Here is a 21,289-nt window from a genome sequence, read left to right as displayed (position 1 = left end):
TCAACCGACCAGCCCGCTCGCCGTGGCGAGGCCGAGAAACGCGAGGAAGCCCATCGAATCGGTCACCATCGTGACGAATACCGACGAAGCCACCGCCGGATCCTGCTCGAATCGCTCCAGCGTCAGCGGCACCAGCACGCCGGCCAGTCCCGCGATCAATATGTTGGCGAGCATCGCCGCCGCGATCACCATCCCCAGCGCCGCGTCCTGGAAAGCCGTGCCTATGCCGAGCCCGATCACCGCCGCGACGGTGAGCCCGTTGAGCACCGCGATCGAGATTTCGCGCCGGATCGCACGCAGCGTGTTGGATTGGGTCAGCTGGTTGGTGGCGAGCGCGCGCACGGTCACTGCCAGCGTCTGCGTTCCGGCATTGCCGCCGACCCCGGCGACGATCGGCATCAGCGCCGCGAGCATGGCCTTTTGCGCGATCGTCGCGTCGAAGAGGAACACGATCGTCGCGGGCACCAGCGCCGTCACCAGATTGGTGAGCAGCCAGCGGACGCGGCCCTTGTAGCTGTCGAGCACCGGCTCGTTGATGTCGCCTTCGCCCGCGCCCGACAGGTGCAGGATATCCTCGCCGGCTTCTTCGGAGATGATGTGGACCACGTCGTCGACGGTGATCATGCCGACCAGCCGGCCGTTCGAATCGATCACCGCGGCCGAGATCAGCGCGTATTTCTGGAAGCGGAGCGCCACTTCCTCCTGGTCCATGTCGGCCGGGATCAGCGTCTGCTCGCGCTTCATCACGTCGGCGATCGAAACGGCGCGCGGCGTCCGCAGGATCCAGCTCAAATGGCAGGTGCCCACCGGATGGTGCGCGGGATCGACCACGAAGATTTCCCAGAAATCGGTGGTCAGCTCTTCCTCGCGCCGCAGATAATCGAGCACGTCGCCGACGGTCCAATGCTCGGGCACCGCGATCAGCTCGCGCTGCATCAGCCGGCCGGCGGTCTCCTCGGGATAAGAGAGCGCTTCCTCGATCGCGGCGCGATCGTCGGGGTCGAGCGCGCGGAGCACTTCGCGCTGATCCTCGACGTCCATGTCCTCGATGATCGCGACGGCGTCGTCGGTATCGAGTTCGGCGGCGATGTCCGCCACCTGGTGGGGCTCGAGCGCGTCGACCAGCGCCTCGCGCACCCAGTCGTTCATCTCGGCGAGCACGTCGCCGTCGATCAAGTCCGAGATCGCCGCCGCCAGCGCCGGGCGTAGCTCGGCAGGGGTCAGCTCGACGAGATCGGCGATGTCGGCGGGATGGAGCGGGGCGACGCGCGCGCGCGCAGTCTCGGCATCGCCCGCGGCGACTGCCTCGAGCACGGCACTGACGAATTCGGGCTTGAGCCGATCGTCCTCGTCGAGCTCGCTTTCGGGCGCCCGCGATTCTGGATGAAGTTCGGTCTCGCTCATCGTTCGACCTCCCTGATGCGCCCGGTTGCGCCGCTCCTAGCGCGGCGCGTCGCCACTGCCAATGCAGCGCGCATGTTGCAAGCCACAGGCAAGGTGCTTAGGGCCGCAGGCAAAGTTCCATCGGAGTAATCTATGTCCGCCCCAAGCACGCTCGTCCTGACTCTCGATACCGGTGATGTCCGGATCAAGCTTCGTCCCGATCTGGCGCCGAAGCATGTCGAGCGCATCGTCAAGCTGGCCGGGGACGGCTTCTATGACGGCGTCGTCTTCCACCGCGTGATCGACGGCTTCATGGCGCAGGGCGGCGATCCCTCGGGCACCGGCATGGGCGGCTCGAAGGAGCCCAACCTTCCGCAGGAATTCAGCGCCGAGCCGCATGTCCGCGGCGTCTGCTCGATGGCGCGGACCAACGATCCCAACAGCGCCAACTCGCAATTCTTCATCTGCCTCGACGACGCGACCTTCCTCGATCGCCAGTACACGGTGTGGGGCGAAGTGATCGAAGGCATGGAGAATGTCGACGCCCTCCCCAAGGGCGAGCCGCCGCGCACGCCCGGCAAGATCGTCAAGGCGACCGTCGAGTAACTAGAGCCATATCTCGGCCGGCACTTCAGGTCTCCGGCCGGGGTCTAGCCAAAGTTGTTTGCTGCCGTATTCTGCCTCGATGTACATGATGTATGTCGATGAAAGTGGAGACACGGGCACGGCCAACTCTCCAACCGATTTCTTCGCCTTGACGGGCATCGTGGTTCATGAGCGGCAATGGCGCAGCTTCATGAACGCGCTAATTGCTTTCAAGAAAACAATGCGCGCTGTGCACGGCCTGCCTATGCGAGCCGAGATACATGCCTCCGAATTCATCAAAAGCAAGGTCTTCGGTCTTCAACGTCACACGCGCCTAGCGATCCTGCGCAATGCGCTGGATGAGCTGGCCAAGATGCAGGACATTTCGATCACCGGGGTGATTGTCGACAAGCGTAACAAGCCTGCTGATTTTGATGTGTTTGATTTTGCGTGGAAAACACTATTTCAGCGCTTCGAGAACACCCTGATGTTTGGCAATTTTCCGGGAGCATTCAGGTCAGATTACGGTGTCGTTTTCACGGATGATACTGCGGGCTTAAAGCTACTCCGGATGGTTCGTAAAATGGCAGTGTACAATCCGGTTCCGAGCGCATTTGGCGGACCTCCAAGGAATCTCCCCATACTGAGGCTGATTGAGGATCCTCATGGGAAGGATTCAGCTGAGTCGCTTGCGATACAGATGGCGGACGTATGTTCTTATTTCCTGCACCAGCGCTACAAACCCAATAGCTACATACGCCGACAAAAAGCTGCCTACTATTATGATCGGCTCTTGCCGGTTTTGAATGTGAATGCGAGCAGGAGCTCTCCTTTGGGCATAGTGGAGCTATAAAAAGGGCGGACGACCTTTCAGCCGCCCGCCGGGGCAATCCTACTACTAGGTTGTGCCTAGGTTCAGATCACGCGAACTCAATATATAGAGATTCAGCGTGATTTTTCAATGTTTTAATCCGACTCAAAATCAACAACTTAGAGTCGTGCCCGACTACGCCTTCTCGACGCCGAGCGACTCGATCAGCCAGTCGTGGAAGATCCGCACCGGGCGCTGACCCAGCGCGCGCGGGCGGCAGACGAACCAATAGCTGTAATGGCTCTCCACGGTCAGGTCGAAGAGCTGGACGAGCCGTTCGTCGCGCGCCGCCTCGAAATGCGATTCGAGCATGAAGGCGACGCCGAGCCCCTGCGCCGCCGCCTCGAGCATCAGATTGCCCGAATCGAAATGATCGATCGCCAGCGGCTCGAGGTCCGGGACGCCCGCCGCCGCGCGCCACGCAGTAAAGGTCTCGGGCATGTCGCGATGGACCAAGGCGGTGAGCTTCGAAAGCTGCTCGGGCCGCGTGATCGGATCGGGACCTTCGACGAGGGTGCGCGCGCCGATGACGTGGACGCGGTTGCGATCGAGCCGTCGCGAATAGAAGCCCGGATCGATGTCGCGCGCGATCACGATCGCCGCATCGAGCCCGTCGCCGAGCCGGGCGACGCCATAGCCTGCGGTATCGACGTCGAGATGCAGTTCGGGGTGGCGGCGCTTGAGTTCGGGAAGGCGCGGCAGCAGCTGCTGGGTCGCGTAGAGCGGCAGCACGCCGAGCCGCAGCCGCAGCAATTCGCTGCCGCTGGTCATCGCCTCGACCGCATCGGTCATCGCATCCAGCGCAGGCGCGATCAGCCCGAGCAACCGGTCGCCATCATCATTGAGCCGCAGCGCCTGATGGCGGCGCTCGAACAACGGCTTGCCGATGAAGCGCTCGAGCGATTGCACCCGGCGGCTCAGTGCGGGCGAGGAAAGTGCGAGTTCCTCCGCGGCGGCCTTGATCGAGCCGAGACGCGCAACCTGGACGAATGCCTCGATGGCGGTGAGGGGCGGTAGCCTACGCATGATCTTTCTTTTGTGCACTGCGGTACAAGCTTCGCCGAGAGCTCGCGCCGGTGCAAGCCTTCAATGCGCCTGTGCCGCCACTATCGTACGAGCCCATTACGATTGCAACCTTTGCAATTCGGCTGGATGCATTTCGCACTTGCACAATAATTCGCCGCACTGCACATAGAGCAGGCCTTTCAGGCATCCTCTCCTAAAACTTTCCCGGCGGGTCCTTGTGGCCCGCCTTTTTGCCCCTCGCGGCACGGAAAGTCCGTTCCTATGTTCCCGCTTCATTGCCTGAAGGAAATGAAGCGTGGCGGACGACGAGACTAGAGGACGCAAGTTACAGGTTGCCAACAGCCGGCCCGAGGATAGCGGCCGTGGCATAGCGCACATCCCGCGCAGCCAGATGGCGGCGCTCGGCATCACCGAAGGCGACGTGATCGAGATCGTCGGCAAGCGGGCGACGCCCGCGCGTGCGGTTCTTCCCTATGCCGAGGACGAAGGGCTCGAACTGCTCCGCATCGACGGGCTTCAGCGCGCCAATGCCGGCGTCGGCTCGGGCGATTTCGTCGAGGTCCGGGCGGCGGTATCCAAGCCGGCGACGCGCGTCGTGTTCGCGCCCGCCCAGGCCAATCTGCGGCTCCAGGGCTCGGCGCAGGCGCTTCAGCGCACCTTCTATGGCCGGCCGCTCGCGCAAGGCGATATCGTCGCGACCGCCGGGCATCACCGCGTCGTCGATCCCAACGTCCAGCGCTGGGTCAATGCGCCCGCTTATGCGCTGCAGGAGATCCGCCTCGCCGTGGTCGCGGCAACGCCCAAGGGCATCGTCCATATCGACGAGAATACCGAGGTAGAGCTGCGGCCCGAGTTCGAGGAAGCATCCGAAAGCCGCCGCGCCGACGTCACCTATGACGATATCGGCGGCATGGCCGCGACGATCGACCAGCTCCGCGAGATGGTCGAGCTGCCTTGCGCTATCCCGAATTGTTCCAGCGTCTCGGCGTCGATCCGCCCAAGGGCGTGCTGCTCCACGGCCCGCCCGGAACCGGCAAGACGCGACTCGCCCGCGCGGTTGCCAATGAGAGCGACGCCACCTTCCACCTGATCAATGGCCCCGAGATCATGGGCTCGGCTTATGGCGAGTCCGAAGGGCGGCTGCGCCAGGTGTTCGAGGAAGCGGCCAAGTCGGCGCCGTCGATCGTGTTCATCGACGAGATCGACTCGATCGCGCCGAAGCGCGGCCAGGTCTCGGGCGAGGCCGAGAAGCGCCTCGTCGCGCAGCTGCTCACCTTGATGGACGGGCTGGAGGCGCGCGCCAACATCGTCGTGATCGCCGCGACCAACCGTCCCGAGGCGATCGACGAGGCATTGCGCCGTCCCGGCCGCTTCGATCGCGAGATCGTCGTCGGCGTGCCAGACGAGCGCGGCCGCCGTGAGATCCTCGGCATCCACACGCGCGGCATGCCGCTTGGCGATCGCGTCGATCTCGGCGAACTGGCCCGGACGACCTATGGCTTTGTCGGCGCCGATCTCGCCGCACTGACCCGCGAGGCGGCGATCGAGGCGGTGCGGCGGCTGATGCCGCAGCTCAACCTCGAGGACCGCACCATCCCGCCCGAGGTGCTCGATACGCTGTCGGTCACGCGCGAGGATTTCCTCGAGGCGCTCAAGCGCGTCCAGCCTTCGGCGATGCGCGAAGTGATGGTCGAGGCGCCGCGCGTCCGCTGGGAGGATGTCGGCGGTCTCGACGATGCCCAGATGCGGCTCAAGGAAGGCGTCGAGCTGCCGTTGAAGGACCCCGACGCGTTCCGCCGGCTCGGCATCCGCCCGGCCAAGGGCTTCCTGCTCTATGGCCCGCCCGGCACCGGCAAGACCCTGCTCGCCAAGGCCGTCGCGCGCGAGGCGGAGGCGAACTTCATCGCCACCAAATCGAGCGACCTGCTCAGCAAATGGTATGGCGAGAGCGAGCAGCAGATCGCGCGTCTCTTCGCCCGCGCGCGCCAGGTCGCGCCCTGCGTGATCTTCATCGATGAGCTCGACAGCCTCGTCCCCGCACGCGGCGGGGGCCTGGGTGAGCCGCAGGCGACCGAGCGGGTGGTCAATACCATCCTTTCGGAGATGGACGGGCTCGAGGAGCTGCAATCGGTGGTGGTGATCGGTGCGACCAATCGGCCGAACCTGATCGATCCGGCCCTGCTGCGCCCCGGGCGGTTCGACGAACTGGTCTATGTCGGGGTGCCCGACAAGGCCGGGCGCGAGCGTATCCTCAAGATCCAGACCGCGAAGATGCCGCTGGCGAGCGATGTCGATCTCGCTGCGATTGCCGACGAGACCGAGCGCTATACCGGTGCCGATCTCGAGGACGTGGTCCGCCGCGCCGGTCTGGTCGCGCTGCGGAAATCGCTGGGTGCCAGCGAAGTTTCCATGGCCGATTTCGAAGACGCCCTCGCCGATTCGCGCGCCACGGTGACGCCCGAGATGGAGGAGGAGTACGAGGCCATGTCGGGCCGGCTGAAGCAGCAGGCGTCGGCGATCCAGCCGCTCGGCTTCATTGCGCCGGGGACGCTCCGCGGCCGGGGTCCGAAGGGCGCAGATTGAGCCAGCCGTAAACGAGCAGGCACGCGAGTGCGGCGGCCGCTGTCAGATAAGGCAGCGGCCGCCACAGCTCGTATAGCCCCACGCCGATCGACGGCCCGAGCACGAACGCCGCGCCGTTGACCGAAGTGACCTTGCCCGCCACCGAACCCTGCGCCTCGGCGCCGACCGCGAGCGACGATCCCGCGGTGAAGCCCGGCCGGGCCAGCCCCATGCCGAGCGAGGTCAGCGAATAGCCCAGCGCGATCCCGTATAGCGACGTCGCGCTGCCGACGGCGATACAGCCGAACACTCCCAAGGCCGCGCCCGCGAGGATCAGCACGCGCGGCTTGAGGTCGAGCAAGGGAATCAGTCCCCATTGCGCGAGCAGCGCCGATCCCGCGCCCATCATCAGCACGAGACCGGTGGGATGAAGCGCCTCCATCGGCGACACGGCCAACCGGTCGATGATCAGGAAGCCGATCGCCTGTCCGGTCATCGCCTGGGCATGGCCGATGACGAGCCCGCTGATGATCCATGCGCGCACCCGCGGGTCGAAATAGCCCACTTTCTCGCTGGTCTCGGCCGTCGCCGCGGTCACCGTTGCCCCGGTGCCCTGTCCGCCGATCGAGGGATAGCTCGACGCCGCGCCGTGGGCATAGCCTTCGTCGCGTGGAAGCAGCCGCACCACTGCGATCCAGATCACCGCCCCGATCGCCGCCGCCACGAAGGCCGGGCCCGCCAGCCCGATCTCGGGCCCGCCGCTCCAGAGATGCCCGAGCACCAGATAGGGCGCGATCGCCGGCCCCAGGATCGTCCCCAGCCCGAATGCCGAGGCGAGCAGAGTCAGCGCCCGCGTCCGCTCCTCGCGCGTCGTCCGCCCCGCGACGATCGCCTGCACCGCCGGCGGCGCCGCAGAACCGAAGGTTCCGTAGATCACGCGGCCGACGATGAAGGCGATGAAGGTCGCAAGTGGCCCGAGGACGCCGTTGATCCCCAATGCGAGGAAGATTCCGCACAACAGCAGCGACACGGTGAAGCCCGCCACGCCGAGCAACACCATCGCGCGCCGCCCGTGCCGATCCGAACGATTCGCCCAGAAAGGCGCGGCGACTACCCACAATAGCGCCGACACCGAGAAGACCGCCGCCACGGCGCTGTCGGCCGCGCCGAGCGATCGCCCGAGTGCCGGCAATACCGATTGCAGCGCGGTGTTCCCCGCCGCGATCGTCAGCATCACCGTGAAGAGCAGAGCGAAGGTGCGATCGAAGCTGCGGACCCTCACTCGCGCGTCCACGAATAGCTGCGATTGATGTCGGCGACGTGCAGTCGATACCATTTGTACCAGCGCCCGCGCCCCGCCTCGCGCGTCGCGGCGTGCTCGGGATGCTTGCGCCACGCCACGGCGCTCGCTTCGTCGGCCCAATAGCTGAGCGTGATGCCCAGGCTTCCCGCCGAGACGCTGTCGATTCCGCGATAGCCGGGCTGCCGGGCGGCGAGCCTGTCCATCGCCTCGGCGGCGGCGGCATAGCCATCCGGATCGTCGCCGGTGCGCTCGGAGATGAACACCACCACCAGCTGCCCCGTCCGATCCTCGGCCATGCCCGCGCCTCCTGTCTGCCCCGTCCGATAGGCACTTTGGCGGGAGAGGCAAGCAGGGGTTCCAACCTGCTCGTGCTCCTGCGAAGGCAGGAGCCTTGGCCACCGGCGGAGTGCTTGCGGCCAAGGCTCCTGCCTTCGCAGGAGCACTGCATCGGAGACGCAATGATCCTCGACTGGCACTTCTACGCACTCGCCATCCCCGCGGTAATCCTGCTCGGCCTCGCCAAAGGCGGGTTCGCCGGCATGGGCGCGCTGTCGCTGCCGATGCTGACCTTCGCGATCGATCCGGTGCGCGCCGCGGCGATCCTGCTGCCGATCCTGATCGCGCAGGACGTGGTCGGCGTCTGGGCGTTCCGCCGCACCGTCGATTGGAAGCTGCTCGGCTGGATGATGCCCGGCGCGGTGCTGGGCATCTGGCTCGGCTATGCCTTTGCCGCCAACGTGTCGCCGCTTGGCGTCATGGCGGCAGTGGGGGCTATCTCGATGATTTTCGGGGCCTATCGCCTCTGGGCCGCGCGACATGCCGCCCCGCGCGACGCGGCGCGCTGGCCATTATGGGTGGGATCGTTGTTCGGCATTGCCTCGGGCTTCACCAGCCAGATCGCGCATGCCGGCCAGCCGCCTTTCCAGCTCTGGGTGCTGCCGAGAAAGCTCGATCGCGACGTGTTGATCGGTACCACGGCCTTGTTCTTCGCCGCGATCAACTGGATCAAGGTGCCGGCTTATGCGGCGCTCGGCCAGTTCACCCGGGCCAACCTGCTCACTGCTGCCGCATTGCTCCCGCTCGCGCTGGCCTCGACGATCGCCGGCGTATGGTTGGTCCGCCGCATCGCGCCCGAGCGCTTCTACACCGCGATCTACTGGCTGATGATCCTCGTCGGCGCGGCGCTGATCTGGGAAGCGCTTGCTTGAGGCTTTCAATGTAGGATTTGGCGTGATCTACTCCTCGCAATGACCCGCCCGTCCGCCTCAGCCCGCCACCCCGGTCAGGGCATGGCATCGGCAGGCAAAGTTGACGAATGCACCGCGACTCCCGCAATTTTGGCGGAGAACGCTTCAGTCGAACAGGCTGGACACCGAGCTTTCGTCGGCGATCCGCTTGATCGCCTCGGCGAGCAGCGGCGCGATCGTCAGATGGCGGACCTTCGCGCTCTCGGCGATGACATTGTGATTGCCGATCGAGATCGGTGATCACCAGCTCGCGCAGCGCCGATCCGTCGACTCGGGCCACCGCGCCGCCCGAGAGCACGCCGTGGGTACAATAGGCCACGACATCTTCGGCCCCCGCTGCCTTGAGCGCCGCCGCGGCGTTGCACAGGGTACCCGCCGAATCGACGATGTCGTCGATCAGGATGCAGAAGCGTCCCTCGACCTGGCCGATGATGTTCATCACTTCGGATTCGCCGGCGCGCTCGCGGCGCTTGTCGACGATCGCCAGCGGTGCGTTGTCGAGCCTTTGGCGAGCGCCCGCGCGCGGACCACGCCGCCCACGTCGGGCGAAACCACCATCCACTGCTTGTCGGGGAAGCGCGTCTGGATGTCGGCCGACATCACCGGGGCGCCGAACAGGTTATCGGTGGGAATGTCGAAAAAGCCCTGGATCTGCCCGGCGTGGAGATCGACCGAGAGCACCCGGTTTGCCCCCGCGGTGGTGATCAAATTGGCGACCAATTTGGCCGAGATCGGCGTGCGCGGCCCGGGCTTCCGGTCCTGCCGGGCATAGCCGAAATAGGGGAGCACCGCAGTGATCCGCTTTGCCGATGCGCGCCGCAGCGCATCGATCATGATCAGCAGCTCCATGAGGTTGTCGTTGGCCGGATAGCTGGTCGACTGGAGCACGAACACGTCCTCACCGCGGACATTCTCCAATATCTCGACGAAGATCTCCTCGTCGGCGAAGCGGCGGACATTGGCCTGGGTCAGCGGGATCTCGAGATAATCCGCAATCGCGCTGGCAAGCGGCATGTTCGAATTGCCGGCCATCAATTTCATATGCGCGCTCCGTCCGCTGGTCCCTGACGTCCCCTTAGGACGCGGAGGCGGAGAGGCAAAGGGGCATTGCCGCTAAAGCGCGCGGAGCCTAGTCCGCGGCTATGACGGTCACCACGCGCTTCGCTCCCAGCCCTACCGGCACGCTCCATGTCGGCAATCTGCGCACTGCGCTCCACAACTGGATGTTCGCGAAGGCAAATGGCGGTCGCTTCCTGCTGCGCATCGACGATACCGATCGCGAGCGTTCGGAGGAGCGGCACGTCGCTTCGATCCGCGCCGATCTCGCCTGGTTCGGGCTCGCGCCCGATGGCGAAGAGCGCCAGTCGGCGCGCTTCGATCGCTACGAGGCGCGATTCGCCGAACTGGTCGCCGCCGGCCGCGTCTATCCGGCGTACGAGACCGCGCAGGAGCTCGATCTCAAGCGGAAGGTGCTCCTCGGCCGCGGCCTGCCCCCGGTCTATGATCGCGCCGCCCTGGTGCTGAGCGATGCCGAGCGCGCCGCCTTCGAGGCGGAGGGCCGCACGCCGCACTGGCGCTTCCGGCTCGATCATGGCGCCCCGATCGAATGGGACGATCTGGTCCGCGGCCATCAGCGCTTCGATCCCGGCACGATGAGCGATCCGGTGATCCGCCGCGCCGACGGCTCGTGGCTCTATCTCTTCCCTCGGTGGTGGACGATGTCGACATGGCCATCACCCATGTCGTGCGCGGCGAGGACCATGTCTCGAACACCGCCACCCAGCTCCAGATGTTCGACGCGCTGGGGAGTACGCCGCCCCGCTTCGCGCACGAGGCGCTGCTGGTCGGCAACGAAGGCAAGCTCTCCAAGCGGCTCGGTTCGCTCGGCGTCGATCATTTCCGCGAAACGGGCATCGAGCTGCAGGCTCTGGTCGCCTTGCTCGCGCGGATCGGCACCAGCGATCCCGTCGAGCCCTTCGCCGATCCCGCGCCGCTGATCGCCACCTTCGACTTCGCCCGTTTCGGCCGCGCGCCGGCGCGCTTCGACGAGGCCGAGCTCGCCCAGCTCAACGCCCGCATCGTCCACCAGCTCGATTTCGGGAGCGTAGCCGCGCGGCTTCCCGACGGCATGACGTCGCAAGCCTGGGAGGCGATTCGCCCCAATCTCTCCACGATCGCGGAGGCCGGAGACTGGTGGCGCGTGGTCGAGGGACCGATCGACTTGCCCGATTTGCCGGCTGAAGATCGCGCCTATCTCGCTTTGGCGACGGAAGCGGCGGCGACGGTCGACTGGTCCGCCGACCCTTGGCACGCGCTCACCGGCGCGCTCAAGGAAGCGACCGGCCGCAAGGGCAAGCCGCTGTTCCTGCCGCTCCGACTCGCGCTCACCGGGCGCGAACATGGCCCCGACATGGCCGCGCTCCTGCCGCTGATCGGCAAGGATCGTGCGTTGTCGCGTCTCGCGGCGGTCGGATAGGCGCCCTATTTACTCGTTAAATGATACGTTGTATCATCACTAATGCCGGCAAGAGACCGGCCAAGGATGGAGAGCAACGCCATGTATGCCGAACATCGCTACGCACCGCCAAAATCGCGCACCGTCAGTCTGGGCAGCGCCCTGCTGATCAATGGAGCGCTGATCGCCGGACTGATCTTCGCGGCGCCTAACGTCATTCCGAAGGGGCCCGAGGACGGCATCAATGTGATTCCGATCCGCGATCCCCTCGAGCCTCCGCCCATCGATCTGCCAAAGCCGAAACCCGACAATCGCGCCGCGCAGAACCCGACGCCCCAAGCCCCTGATCCGTTCATCAAGAGCGAGTCGGAAAATACGACAAAGACGACGACAGACATCGGCGATCCGCCGCTGCGCCCGATGCCCAAAGCCGAGGAGGGCCCGATCTTCGTCCCCGAACCGCCTCCACCGCTGCCGCCACTTCTCCGCGCCGAGCAGGATTCGCGTTTCGCGCGGGATTTCCAGCCCGCTTACCCTTCCACCGAACTTCGCGCCCAGCGCGACGGTTTCGTCCAGATCAAGGTACTGATCGGCGTGGACGGACGCGTGAAGGCCGCGCAATCGGTCAGCGCGACCAGCGACGCCTTCTTCGAGGCCACTCGGCGCCAGGCATTGTCGAAATGGCGCTTCAAGCCGGCGACCCGCGGCGGCATCCCTGAAGAGAGCTGGAAGACGCTGAGCGTCCGGTTCCTGATCAAGGACCAATGAGCCCTTGCCGGCCGTTTCGACGGCCGGCGGCGCGGGGTTTGCCCTGGAGCCCCCGCGCCCTTATCTTGGGGCCCGACATGACCTTTCTCAAATTCTTCTCGCCCCTCGCGGCCTGGCGCGATCTGCGCCTCTTCCTCGCGACGCGCCGGCGGCACGAACTGTGGTTCATGGCGCTTTCGCTCGCCGTGACGACGCTGATCATCTTCGTATTCTTCAAGGATGCGAACTTCCAGAAGCCGTACGAACGCAACATCATCTATGTCGAGCAATGGCCGATCACCCGCACCGACGAGCAGATTCGCGCGCAGCAGAAGATCGATCAGGCGAAGAAGGCCATCCAGCTGGCCGAGCTGAAGAAGCGGCGCGAGGCCAAGCAGGCCGAGTTCAAGCGGCTCGACGACAAGCTCGAAAAGTGGGGCTTCTGAACGACTCGCGGTGGATGGCCGCGGCGCTCGCATTGTCCGAGCGTGCACGCGGGCGCACGGCCCCCAATCCCAATGTCGGTTGCATTCTCGTCGATGCAGAGGGCCATGTCGTCGGCCGCGGCTGGACCCAGCCCGGTGGCCGTCCGCACGCAGAGGCGATGGCGCTCGCCGAGGCGGCCGGAAAGTCGCGCGGCGCGACTTGCCATGTCACGCTGGAGCCCTGCGCGCACGTCTCGCCGCGCGGACCTGCTTGCGCCGACCTCCTGATCGCCGCCGGCGTCGCGCGCGTGGTGATCGCGCTCGGCGATCCCGATCCGCGCACCAATGGCCAGGGCGTGGCGCGGTTGCGAGCTGCGGGAATCCACGTCGTCGAAGGGGCGGCCGAAGCGCCGGCGCGCGCGGCGATGGCCGGCTTCCTCACCCGGCGCGCCAAAGCCGGCCTTTCGTCACGCTCAAGCTCGCCACGTCGCTCGACGGCCGCATCGCGCTCGCCTCGGGCGAGAGCCGCTGGATCACCGGACCCGAAGCGCGTGCCCACGCGCATCTCGAACGCGCTCGGCACGAGGCGATCCTTGTCGGCCGCCGCACCGCCGAGATCGACCGGCCGAAACTCGATGTGCGCCTCCCCGGACTCGAGTCCCGCTCGCCCCGCCGACTGATCCTCTCCTCCGCCGGCGATCTCGCCCGTCCGTCCGACATCGCGGGCCTCGAAGGCGTCGATCATCTCCTCGTCGAAGGCGGCGCCGAGACCGCGGCCGCGTTCCTGCGCGAAGGGCTGGTCGATCGCCTGCTCCTTTACCGCGCACCGATCCTGATCGGCACCGGCAAGGCGGCGCTCGGCGATCTCGGCCTCACCGATCTCGCCTCGGCGCATGGCCGCTGGCGGCTCACCGATACGCGGATGCTTGGCAGCGACCGCCTCGAAGTCTACGCGCACTCCTGATGTTCACGGGAATCGTCACCGATATCGGCACTATCGTCGCCGTCAGCCGCCAGGGCGACCTGCGCGTCGAGATATCCACCAGCTATGACGTCGGCACGATCGACCTCGGCGCGTCGATCTCCTGTTCGGGCGTGTGCCTGACGGTGGTCGACAAGGCGCCCGGCCGCGTCGCGTTCGACGTCTCGGCCGAGACCGTCTCGCGCACCGCGGCGGACATGTGGACCCAGGGTCGCCGCCTCAATCTCGAGCGCGCCCTGAAACTCGGCGACGAGCTCGGCGGGCATATCGTCACCGGCCATGTCGACGGCATCGGCGTGGTCGCCGAATGGCGCGAAGAGGGCGGGTCGCACCGGCTGACGATCGCGGCCGGCAAGGATCTCGCCCCTATGTCGCCGCCAAGGGCTCGATCACCGTCGACGGCGTCTCGCTCACCGTGAATGCAATCGAAGACACTGCATCGGGCGTAAATCTTATGCTCAACATCATTCCCCACACCGCCGCCGTCACTACATTCGGGTCCTTGCAACCCGGGCAGGCGGTCAATCTCGAGATCGACGTGCTTGCCCGTTATCTCCAGCGCATGGAGGCGCTCCGTGGCAAAGCCTGAGCAATCAAGTCCCTTGGCCCGTTTGAAGCATGGCTTTCTCTCCTCGCCCGAGGAATTGATCGACGAGGCCCGCAACGGCCGCATGTTCATCCTCGTCGACGACGAGGACCGCGAGAATGAAGGCGACCTCATCATTCCCGCCCAGATGGCGACGCCCGACGCGATCAACTTCATGGCGCGCTTCGGCCGCGGGCTGATCTGCCTCGCGCTCACCAAGGAGCGCGTCGACCAGCTCGGGCTCGACCTGATGTCGCGCAACAACGGCACCCGCCACGAGACGGCGTTCACGATCTCGATCGAGGCAAAGGAGGGCGTCACCACCGGCATCTCCGCCGCCGATCGCGCGCGGACCGTCTCGGTGGCGATCGACGCTTCCAAGGGCCCGGAGGCGATCGTTTCGCCCGGCCACGTCTTCCCGCTGGTCGCGCGCGATGGCGGCGTGCTCGTCCGTACCGGGCATACCGAGGCCGCGGTCGATGTGGCCCGGCTCGCGGGGCTCAATCCCTCCGGCGTGATCTGCGAGATCATGAAGGACGACGGGACGATGGCGCGGCTCGACGATCTCGTCTCCTTCGCCCAGTTCCACAATTTGAAGATCGGCACGATCTCGCGACCTGATCGCCTATCGCCGCCGCCACGATCACCTCGTCGAGAAGCGCGCCGAGGCCCGGTTCGAAAGCGACTGGGGCGGCGAATGGACCGCCTACACCTTCTGGAACAAGGCGACCGAGAGCGAGCAGGTGGCTCTGGTCAAGGGCCGGATCGACTCGTCGAAGCCCATTCTGGTCCGCATGCACGCGCTCTCGCCGTTCAGCGACATCTTCGGCGAGGGCGGCAGTCGCGGCGGCCTGCTCCGCCGCTCGATGGAGATCATCGGCGAAGAGGGCGCGGGCGTGGTCGTCGTGATCAACAAGCCGCGGCCCGACCAGTTCAGCCTCGCGCTCGAGGCCAAGGCCGGCGTGCGCGAGCCCAAGGATATGGACGAGCTGCGCGACTACGGCGTCGGCGCCACGATCCTCACCGAACTCGGCGTGCAGGACATGATCCTGCTCACCAACACCCACCATACGCTTGTCGGGCTCGACGGCTACGGCCTGTCGATCGTCGGCGAGCGTGCAATCGATCTGGAGAATTGATGGCCCGCGTCCTGATCGTCGAAGCCCGTTTCTACGCGCATCTCAACGACATGCTGCTCGACGGCGCGCGCACTGCGCTGCAGGAGGCGGGGCACGACTATGAGGTCGTCACTGTCCCCGGCGCGCTCGAAGTGCCCGGCGCAGTGGCGATGGCGCTCGAGACCGGCCATTACGACGCCTATGTCGCATTGGGCGTCGTGATCCGCGGCGAGACCTATCATTTCGAAATCGTCGCGGGCGAGAGCGCGCGGGGCCTGATGGCGCTGGCGCTCGACGGAACGCCGATCGGCAACGGCATCCTCACGGTCGAGAATGAGGAGCAGGCCCTGGTCCGCGCCGATCCCGCGCAGAAGGACAAAGGCGGCGAGGCCGCGAAGGCGGCGCTGGCGATGCTGGCGCTCAAGGCCAGGTTCGCTTGACCATGCGGCCGCCGCCCACCCGCTACAAAGTGGTGGAGCGCGGCCGCCGGCTCGAAGTGATCGACACGCTGACCGGCGAACCGGCCTCGCGATCTTCGGCCTCCCTTCCCCTTGCCGGGGCCAGGGGAGGAGAAGTCGGACCCGGCCCGCGCGATCTGTCGGCCCCTCCTGCAAGCGGAATGGGAGCGCAAGCGGGCAGCGCGGGACTGGATTCCGGCACCTTCGTCACCCGGCGCTGGTATGACGACAAGGCGCCGCGCACGATCCGCATGAACTATTCCAATCGGGCGCGGCTCACCAATCTGCGCTACGGCATCGCCGTCGCGGTGGCATTGCTCGTCGTGCTGGCCTTCCTGTTCTGGCCCTTCGCGCTGATCCTGGTTTTCTTGGTCACTGCTAATCCGAAGATACGCACGCAGATCCGGACCGCCATCACTCGCTGGATCGACGGCTTCGATCAGGCCGCCTGAGCCGCGTCCCAGCGCGGATAATCGATATAGCCCTCGGCCCCGCCGATATAGAACAGCTCCTCGCGCTGCGGATTGAGCGGCAGCTTCTCCGCCAGCCGGACCGGCAGATCGGGATTGGCGAGGAAGGGACGGCCAAAAGCGATCGCATCGGCCTCGCCCGCATCCAGCGCCGCCTGCGCATCGTCGGCATGGTAATCGGCATTGAGTGCGAGCGGGCCCTTGAACACCTTGCGAATCACCGGATGCACCGGCGGATGATCGGGCAGCCCGCGCGTGCCGCCGGGGCGCGGCTCGCGCATCTCGAGGAACGCGATGCCGACATGGTCGAGCGCCGCGGCCGCCGCTTCGAACAGCGCATGCGGATTGCTGTCGTTGACGCCCTGCACTTCGCCGTTGGGCGACAGGCGCACGCCGGTGCGGTCGCCGCCGACGGTGTCAACCACGCGCTGCGTCACTTCGCGGAGCAGCCGGACGCGGTGGGGGATCGAGCCGCCATAGGAATCGTCGCGGAAGTTCGAATTGTCGCGCAGGAACTGGTCGATCAGATAGCCATTGGCGGCATGGATCTGCACACCGTCGAAACCCGCGCGGATCGCATTGGCGGCGGCATTGGCATAATCGTCGAGAATGCCGGGGATCTCGTCGGCGCGCAGCGCGCGGGCCTGGCTATAGGGCCGCCTGATCTCCCCGCTCTCTTCCGCCGGATAGGTGCGGACGGCGCCCGGCGCAGTGGTCGCCGAAGAAGAGACCGGCGGTTCGCCGCCGAGAAAGTCCGAATGGACCAGCCGGCCCATGTGCCAGAGCTGCGCGACGATCCGCCCGCCCGCTTCGTGTACTGCCGCGACCACCGGCTTCCACGCCTCGACCTGCTCCTCGTTCCACAGCCCCGGCGCATAGGCCCAGCCCAGCCCCTGCTGGCTGATGCCCGTAGCCTCGGAGATGATCAGCCCGGCACCGGCCCGCTGGGCGTAATAATCGGCCATGATCGGCGTCGGCACGTGCGCGCGGGTCGCGCGGCCGCGAGTCAACGGCGCCATCAGGATGCGGTTGGGCGCGGCGATCGCGCCGAGCTGGATCGGATCGAACAGGCTGGGCATGGGGAAGAAACCCTTTCTTGTGGTCCGGGGCAGATAGGGCGTTACAGGGCACCATGCAGGAAGCCCGGGCCCCAAGGAAAACTATTCCCGTCAGAAGCCATGCCGCGACGGCGCTCGCCGCCGTGGTGATCGCCAATATCGCGCTCGCCTTCGGCCCGCTGTTCGTGCGCATTGCCGATGTCGGGCCGGTGGCGTCCGGCTTCTGGCGCATCGCACTGGCGGCGCCGGTGCTGCTCGCCGCCTCGATGCTGATGGGCGAGCGTCCGGTCCGCGCATCGCGTGGCCTATGGGGCGTGCTCGCGCTGGCAGGTCTCGCCTTCGCCGCCGATCTGGCGAGCTGGCACATCGGCATCGGCCGCACGACGCTCGCCAACGCCACTTTGTTCGGCAATTCGGCGACGTTCATCTTCCCGATCTACGGCTTCATCGCCGCGCGGATGTGGCCGTCGCGGATGCAGGCGCTCGCGCTGGCGCTCGCCGCGGTCGGCGCTGGGTTGCTGATGGCGCGTTCGGCGAACCTGTCGCCGCGAAACCTCGGCGGCGACTTGCTCTGCCTGCTCGCTGGGGTGCTCTATGCGGTCTATTTCGTCCTGATGGCGGGCGTGCGCGAGCGGCTCGCCCCGATGCCGGCGCTGGCGCTGTCGTCGCTCGCCTCGATCCCGCCCTTGCTGTTCCTCGCATTCGCCTTCGGCGAGCAGGTCTGGCCGGGCAATTGGTGGCCGTTGCTCGCAATGGCGGTGGTCAGCCAGCTGATCGGGCAGGGGTGCATGATCTACGCGCTCGGGCATCTGACGCCGCTCGTCGTCGGCATCGCATTGCTGATCCAGCCAGCAGTCGGGGCGGCGATCGGCTGGGTGGTCTTCGACGAGCGGCTCGCCGCGGCGGACGCAGTCGGTGCAGTGCTCGTCGCGCTGGCGCTGGTGCTGGTCCGAGGTGGCGGCAAGTCTGAGCGGCTTGCGTCCGCTGCAGGGGAGCCTAAATCCATATGATGGACTTGGCAGACGCAACGCTCGACGAACTCCGCGAGGCGCTCGCCCCGGCGGTGGCGGCCAATGCCGCCTTCGACGGCTGGAACACGGCCGCGCTCGATGCCGCCGCCGACAGCCTCGGCGTCGATCATGACGTCGCCCGGCTCGCTTTCTCGGACGGTGCGGTGGCGATGATCGACGCGTGGTTCGCCGGCGTCGATCGCGCGATGGCCGCGCGCTTCACACCCGAGGCGCTCGCCGCGATGAAGATCCGGACGCGGATCACTGCCCTGGTCGAGGCGCGGCTCGAAGTGCTCGCCGCCAATCGCGAGGCGCTGCGCCGCGCCGCCGCGGTTCTCGCCATGCCGCAGAACCTTGTCCGCGCCGCGAAGCTCGGCTGGCGTTCGGCGGACGTGATGTGGCGCCTCGCCGGCGATATCGCGACCGACTACAACCATTACACCAAGCGTAGCTTGCTCGCCTCGATCTATGCCGCGACGATCGCGGTGTTCCTCCAGGACGACAGCGAAGGCCATGCCGATACCCGCGCCTTTCTCGGCCGGCGGATCGAGGACATCATGAAGTTCGAGAAGACCAAGGCCGGCTTCCTCGCCCGCGCCTCGCATCGCCCCAGCCTGTCACGCTTCATCGGCCGCCTGCGCTACCCGGTGGTGTGAGCTTCCCGCACATCCCCCACTAGCGCACCCGGCAGGTTATTGATAATGACTCGCAGCATGAACGTCGCCGCTGCGATTCCCCAGCCTGTCCGGCTTGCCCAACTGCCTCGTCTCGAACCCGGAATGGTCTCGGCGGTCGACTGGCATCTGCTTTCCGAGCCCGAGGGGCGCCGCCTGCGCGAGCTGGGGCTCGACGAGGGCGTCGAAGTCGAATTGCTCCATCGCTCCTTTCTCGGGCGCGGGCCCGTCGCCTGCCGGATCGGCCGCATGACCGTGGCGCTGCGCCGCCACGTCGCCGCCGCGATCCACGTTTCGCCGAACCCGGCACCATGAACCAGGCCCCTTGGTCGCGCTGGTCGGCAATCCCAATGCCGGCAAGAGCGCGCTGTTCAACGCGCTGACCGGCGCGCGCCAGAAGGTCGGCAATTATCCCGGCGTCACGGTCGAGCGTCACGCCGGCCGCATGGCGCTGCCGGACGGCCGTCCGGTCGAACTGCTCGACCTGCCCGGCGCCTACAGCCTCGATCCCTCCTCGCCCGACGAACAGGTGACGCGCGACGTGCTGATCGGCCGCCAGGCGGGCGAGCGATTGCCCGATGCGATCATCACGGTGGTCGATGCCTCGAATCTCGACAACCATCTCCGTTTCACGCTCCAGCTGATCGCATTGGGCCTGCCGATCGTCGTCGCGCTCAACATGGTCGATCTCGCCGAGCGGGATGGACTGAAGCTCGATCCCGAAGCGCTCGAACGCGAGCTTGGCGTGCCCGTGGTGCCCACCGTCGCAGTGCGCAAGCGCGGGCTCGACGCACTCAAGGAGCGGCTCGGCGAAGTCGTCCGCAACGTCCATGCGGTCCGCCCCGGCGCCGGCGTCGTGCACGACATCGTCGTCCTCCAGCGCCGCGCGCGCCAGATCGCTACCGCGGTCACCATCTCCGAAACCGCGGCACGCCGCTGGACGCACCGGCTCGACGCGGTTGCGCTCCATCCCGTGGCGGGGACGATCCTCCTGCTCGGCATCCTGTTCGTGATGTTCCAGGCGGTGTTCGCCTGGGCGACGCCGCCGGCCGACGCGATCGACGCGGGCTTTTCGTGGCTCCAGGGCGCGCTCAAGGATCATATGGCCGATGGGCTGCTGCGCTCGCTGCTCACCGACGGGGTGATCGCGGGCGTCGGCGCAGTGGTGGTGTTCCTGCCGCAGATCCTGATCCTGTTCGCCTTCATCCTCGTGCTCGAAGCTTCGGGCTACATGGTCCGCGCCGCCTTCCTGATGGATCGGATCATGGCGAGCGTCGGCCTGTCGGGCCGCGCCTTCATTCCCTTGCTGTCGAGCTTCGCCTGCGCCGTGCCCGGCATCATGGCGACGCGGACCATCTCGGACGAGAAGGATCGGCTCACCACGATCCTGATCGCGCCGCTGATGACCTGTTCGGCGCGCTTGCCCGTCTACACCATCATCATCGGCGCGCTGATCCCCGATCGGGCCGTGCTTCCGGGGATCGGGCTGCAGGGCCTCGTGCTGTTCGCCCTTTATGTGATGGGCATCGCCGGCGCATTCGGCGCGGCGTTGGTGCTCCGCCGGACGGTGACCAGGGGCGCGACTTCGGGCTTCATGATGGAGATGCCCAAATATCAGATGCCGCGACTGCGCGATGTGCTGCTCGGGCTTTTGCAGCGCGCCGAGATTTTCCTGAAGCGCGCCGGCACGATCATCCTGCTGACCACGATCGTGCTCTGGGCGCTATTGAGCTTCCCCAAGCCGCCCGAGGGATCGGGCATCTCGCCGGTCGATTATTCGATCGCGGGGCGGATCGGCAACGGGCTCCAGGCCGTGGTCTCCCCGATCGGCTTCAACCGCGACATCGCGCTCGCTCTGATCCCCGCAATGGCCGCGCGCGAAGTCGCCGTCGCCGCGATCGGCACCGTCTACGCGATCGACGATCCCGAAGGCGCCTCCGGCCAGGAAGCACTACGCGCCAATCTCCAGAAGAACTGGACCCTGCCGACTGCGCTGGCCTTCCTGATGTGGTTCGTCTTCGCGCCGCAATGCATCTCGACGATCGCAGTGACGCGAAGGGAGACCAACGGCTGGAAATGGCCCGCCTTCATGGTCGGCTATTTGTTCGTGCTCGCTTATGTGGCGGCGGGGATCACTTATTGGAGCGCAGTGGCGCTGGGTCTCTAGCGCCCGCTTGCAATGTAGGATTTCATTTGCTTGGCTGGCGCGGTCGGCATCGGGCGCGAGAGGAAGCAGGAGTTCACGCAAGCGCAATAATGTTACGTGTTGAATCGTGTTTCCGCCAACTGAGTCAATTTAGCGGCTGCGAAAACGTGTCGGATCGAGTTT

The 21,289-nt window shown here is 66.4% G+C and carries 16 protein-coding genes and 6 pseudogenes; 16 read left to right on the top strand and 6 right to left on the bottom strand.

All coding sequences use genetic code 11. The features are described from left to right. On the bottom strand, window positions 1–1,404 hold the full coding sequence (mgtE, locus tag PIB19_RS15595; RefSeq protein ID WP_271238095.1) for a magnesium transporter: 1,404 nt from the start codon (window positions 1,402–1,404) through the stop codon (window positions 1–3). Between the two features lie 132 nt (window positions 1,405–1,536). Between mgtE and PIB19_RS15590 the strand changes: the two genes are divergently transcribed. Then, window positions 1,537–1,989: a peptidylprolyl isomerase gene (locus tag PIB19_RS15590; RefSeq protein WP_271238094.1), complete on the top strand. Its 453-nt coding sequence runs from the start codon at window positions 1,537–1,539 to the stop codon at window positions 1,987–1,989. A gap of 85 nt (window positions 1,990–2,074) precedes the next feature. Then, complete coding sequence (locus PIB19_RS15585) at window positions 2,075–2,821, top strand: DUF3800 domain-containing protein (RefSeq protein ID WP_271238093.1); 747 nt, start codon at window positions 2,075–2,077, stop codon at window positions 2,819–2,821. A 153-nt stretch (window positions 2,822–2,974) separates the two neighbouring features. On the opposite strand, the gene PIB19_RS15580 is transcribed toward PIB19_RS15585, so the two are convergent. Further along, on the bottom strand, window positions 2,975–3,865 hold the full coding sequence (locus PIB19_RS15580) for a LysR substrate-binding domain-containing protein (protein ID WP_271238092.1): 891 nt from the start codon (window positions 3,863–3,865) through the stop codon (window positions 2,975–2,977). 295 nt (window positions 3,866–4,160) lie between these two features. Between PIB19_RS15580 and PIB19_RS15575 the strand changes: the two are divergent. Further along, window positions 4,161–6,448 (top strand): annotated as a pseudogene (locus tag PIB19_RS15575) (CDC48 family AAA ATPase). On the opposite strand, the gene PIB19_RS15570 reads toward PIB19_RS15575, so the two are convergent. Continuing rightward, window positions 6,399–7,763: an MFS transporter gene (locus PIB19_RS15570; RefSeq protein ID WP_271238091.1), complete on the bottom strand. Its 1,365-nt coding sequence runs from the start codon at window positions 7,761–7,763 to the stop codon at window positions 6,399–6,401. The pseudogene PIB19_RS15575 and the gene PIB19_RS15570 overlap by 50 nt on opposite strands. Beyond that, window positions 7,706–8,026 carry an antibiotic biosynthesis monooxygenase family protein gene (locus PIB19_RS15565; RefSeq protein ID WP_271238090.1) on the bottom strand — a complete coding sequence of 107 codons (321 nt, stop codon included), beginning with the start codon at window positions 8,024–8,026 and terminating at the stop codon, window positions 7,706–7,708. The genes PIB19_RS15570 and PIB19_RS15565 overlap by 58 nt, the downstream gene beginning before the upstream one ends. Window positions 8,027–8,188: 162 nt before the next feature. Here PIB19_RS15565 and PIB19_RS15560 point away from each other — a divergent pair, with 162 nt between their 5' ends. After that, window positions 8,189–8,938 (top strand): sulfite exporter TauE/SafE family protein, encoded by a 750-nt coding sequence (locus PIB19_RS15560; protein ID WP_271238089.1) that lies wholly within the window; start codon window positions 8,189–8,191, stop codon window positions 8,936–8,938. Window positions 8,939–9,082: 144 nt separating this feature from the next. On the opposite strand, the pseudogene PIB19_RS15555 reads toward PIB19_RS15560, so the two are convergent. Beyond that, a pseudogene (locus PIB19_RS15555) lies at window positions 9,083–10,018 on the bottom strand (ribose-phosphate pyrophosphokinase). Window positions 10,019–10,119: 101 nt separating this feature from the next. Between PIB19_RS15555 and gltX the strand changes: the two are divergent. The 8 genes and pseudogenes from gltX to PIB19_RS15515 all read left to right on the top strand — a co-directional run bounded on the left by gltX (window position 10,120) and on the right by PIB19_RS15515 (window position 16,200). Further along, window positions 10,120–11,453, top strand: a pseudogene (gene gltX, locus PIB19_RS15550) (glutamate--tRNA ligase). An 81-nt stretch (window positions 11,454–11,534) separates the two neighbouring features. Further along, complete coding sequence (locus PIB19_RS15545; RefSeq protein ID WP_271238088.1) at window positions 11,535–12,200, top strand: energy transducer TonB; 666 nt, start codon at window positions 11,535–11,537, stop codon at window positions 12,198–12,200. A gap of 77 nt (window positions 12,201–12,277) precedes the next feature. After that, window positions 12,278–12,625: a hypothetical protein gene (locus PIB19_RS15540; protein ID WP_271238087.1), complete on the top strand. Its 348-nt coding sequence runs from the start codon at window positions 12,278–12,280 to the stop codon at window positions 12,623–12,625. A 14-nt stretch (window positions 12,626–12,639) separates the two neighbouring features. After that, window positions 12,640–13,568, top strand: a pseudogene (gene ribD / locus PIB19_RS15535) (bifunctional diaminohydroxyphosphoribosylaminopyrimidine deaminase/5-amino-6-(5-phosphoribosylamino)uracil reductase RibD). Next, window positions 13,568–14,175 (top strand): annotated as a pseudogene (locus PIB19_RS15530) (riboflavin synthase). The pseudogenes ribD and PIB19_RS15530 overlap by 1 nt, the downstream one beginning before the upstream one ends. Then, window positions 14,162–15,311: pseudogene (gene ribB, locus PIB19_RS15525) on the top strand (3,4-dihydroxy-2-butanone-4-phosphate synthase). Before PIB19_RS15530 ends, ribB begins: the two co-directional pseudogenes overlap by 14 nt. Then, window positions 15,311–15,730, top strand: a complete 420-nt coding sequence (ribH, locus tag PIB19_RS15520) for a 6,7-dimethyl-8-ribityllumazine synthase (RefSeq protein ID WP_056615351.1) — start codon at window positions 15,311–15,313, stop codon at window positions 15,728–15,730. The pseudogene ribB and the gene ribH overlap by 1 nt, the downstream one beginning before the upstream one ends. A gap of 2 nt (window positions 15,731–15,732) precedes the next feature. After that, window positions 15,733–16,200: a hypothetical protein gene (locus PIB19_RS15515; protein ID WP_271238086.1), complete on the top strand. Its 468-nt coding sequence runs from the start codon at window positions 15,733–15,735 to the stop codon at window positions 16,198–16,200. Here the strand turns inward: PIB19_RS15515 and PIB19_RS15510 are convergent. After that, window positions 16,188–17,297 (bottom strand): alkene reductase, encoded by a 1,110-nt coding sequence (locus PIB19_RS15510; protein WP_271238085.1) that lies wholly within the window; start codon window positions 17,295–17,297, stop codon window positions 16,188–16,190. The two genes, PIB19_RS15515 and PIB19_RS15510, sit on opposite strands and share 13 nt — an antisense overlap. Window positions 17,298–17,350: 53 nt before the next feature. Here PIB19_RS15510 and PIB19_RS15505 point away from each other — a divergent pair, with 53 nt between their 5' ends. Genes PIB19_RS15505 through feoB form a run of 4 tightly spaced genes read left to right on the top strand, consistent with a single transcriptional unit; the run spans window position 17,351 to window position 21,127 of the window. After that, window positions 17,351–18,286 carry a DMT family transporter gene (locus PIB19_RS15505; RefSeq protein ID WP_271238084.1) on the top strand — a complete coding sequence of 312 codons (936 nt, stop codon included), beginning with the start codon at window positions 17,351–17,353 and terminating at the stop codon, window positions 18,284–18,286. Then, window positions 18,286–18,942 carry a COQ9 family protein gene (locus tag PIB19_RS15500; protein ID WP_271238083.1) on the top strand — a complete coding sequence of 219 codons (657 nt, stop codon included), beginning with the start codon at window positions 18,286–18,288 and terminating at the stop codon, window positions 18,940–18,942. Before PIB19_RS15505 ends, PIB19_RS15500 begins: the two co-directional genes overlap by 1 nt. 57 nt (window positions 18,943–18,999) lie before the next feature. After that, window positions 19,000–19,275 (top strand): FeoA family protein, encoded by a 276-nt coding sequence (locus PIB19_RS15495; protein WP_056615336.1) that lies wholly within the window; start codon window positions 19,000–19,002, stop codon window positions 19,273–19,275. Between the two features lie 10 nt (window positions 19,276–19,285). After that, a complete protein-coding gene (feoB, locus tag PIB19_RS15490; RefSeq protein ID WP_271238082.1) occupies window positions 19,286–21,127 on the top strand; it encodes a ferrous iron transporter B in 1,842 nt (613 codons plus the stop codon). Window positions 21,128–21,289 lie beyond the last annotated feature (162 nt).

Origin of the sequence: Sphingomonas sp. 7/4-4 (assembly GCF_027941955.1) — a bacterium.
Classification (GTDB): domain Bacteria; phylum Pseudomonadota; class Alphaproteobacteria; order Sphingomonadales; family Sphingomonadaceae; genus Sphingomonas.
The sequence above is the reverse complement of the archived record's forward strand: the minus strand, read 5'-3'. Positions and strand labels throughout refer to the sequence as shown.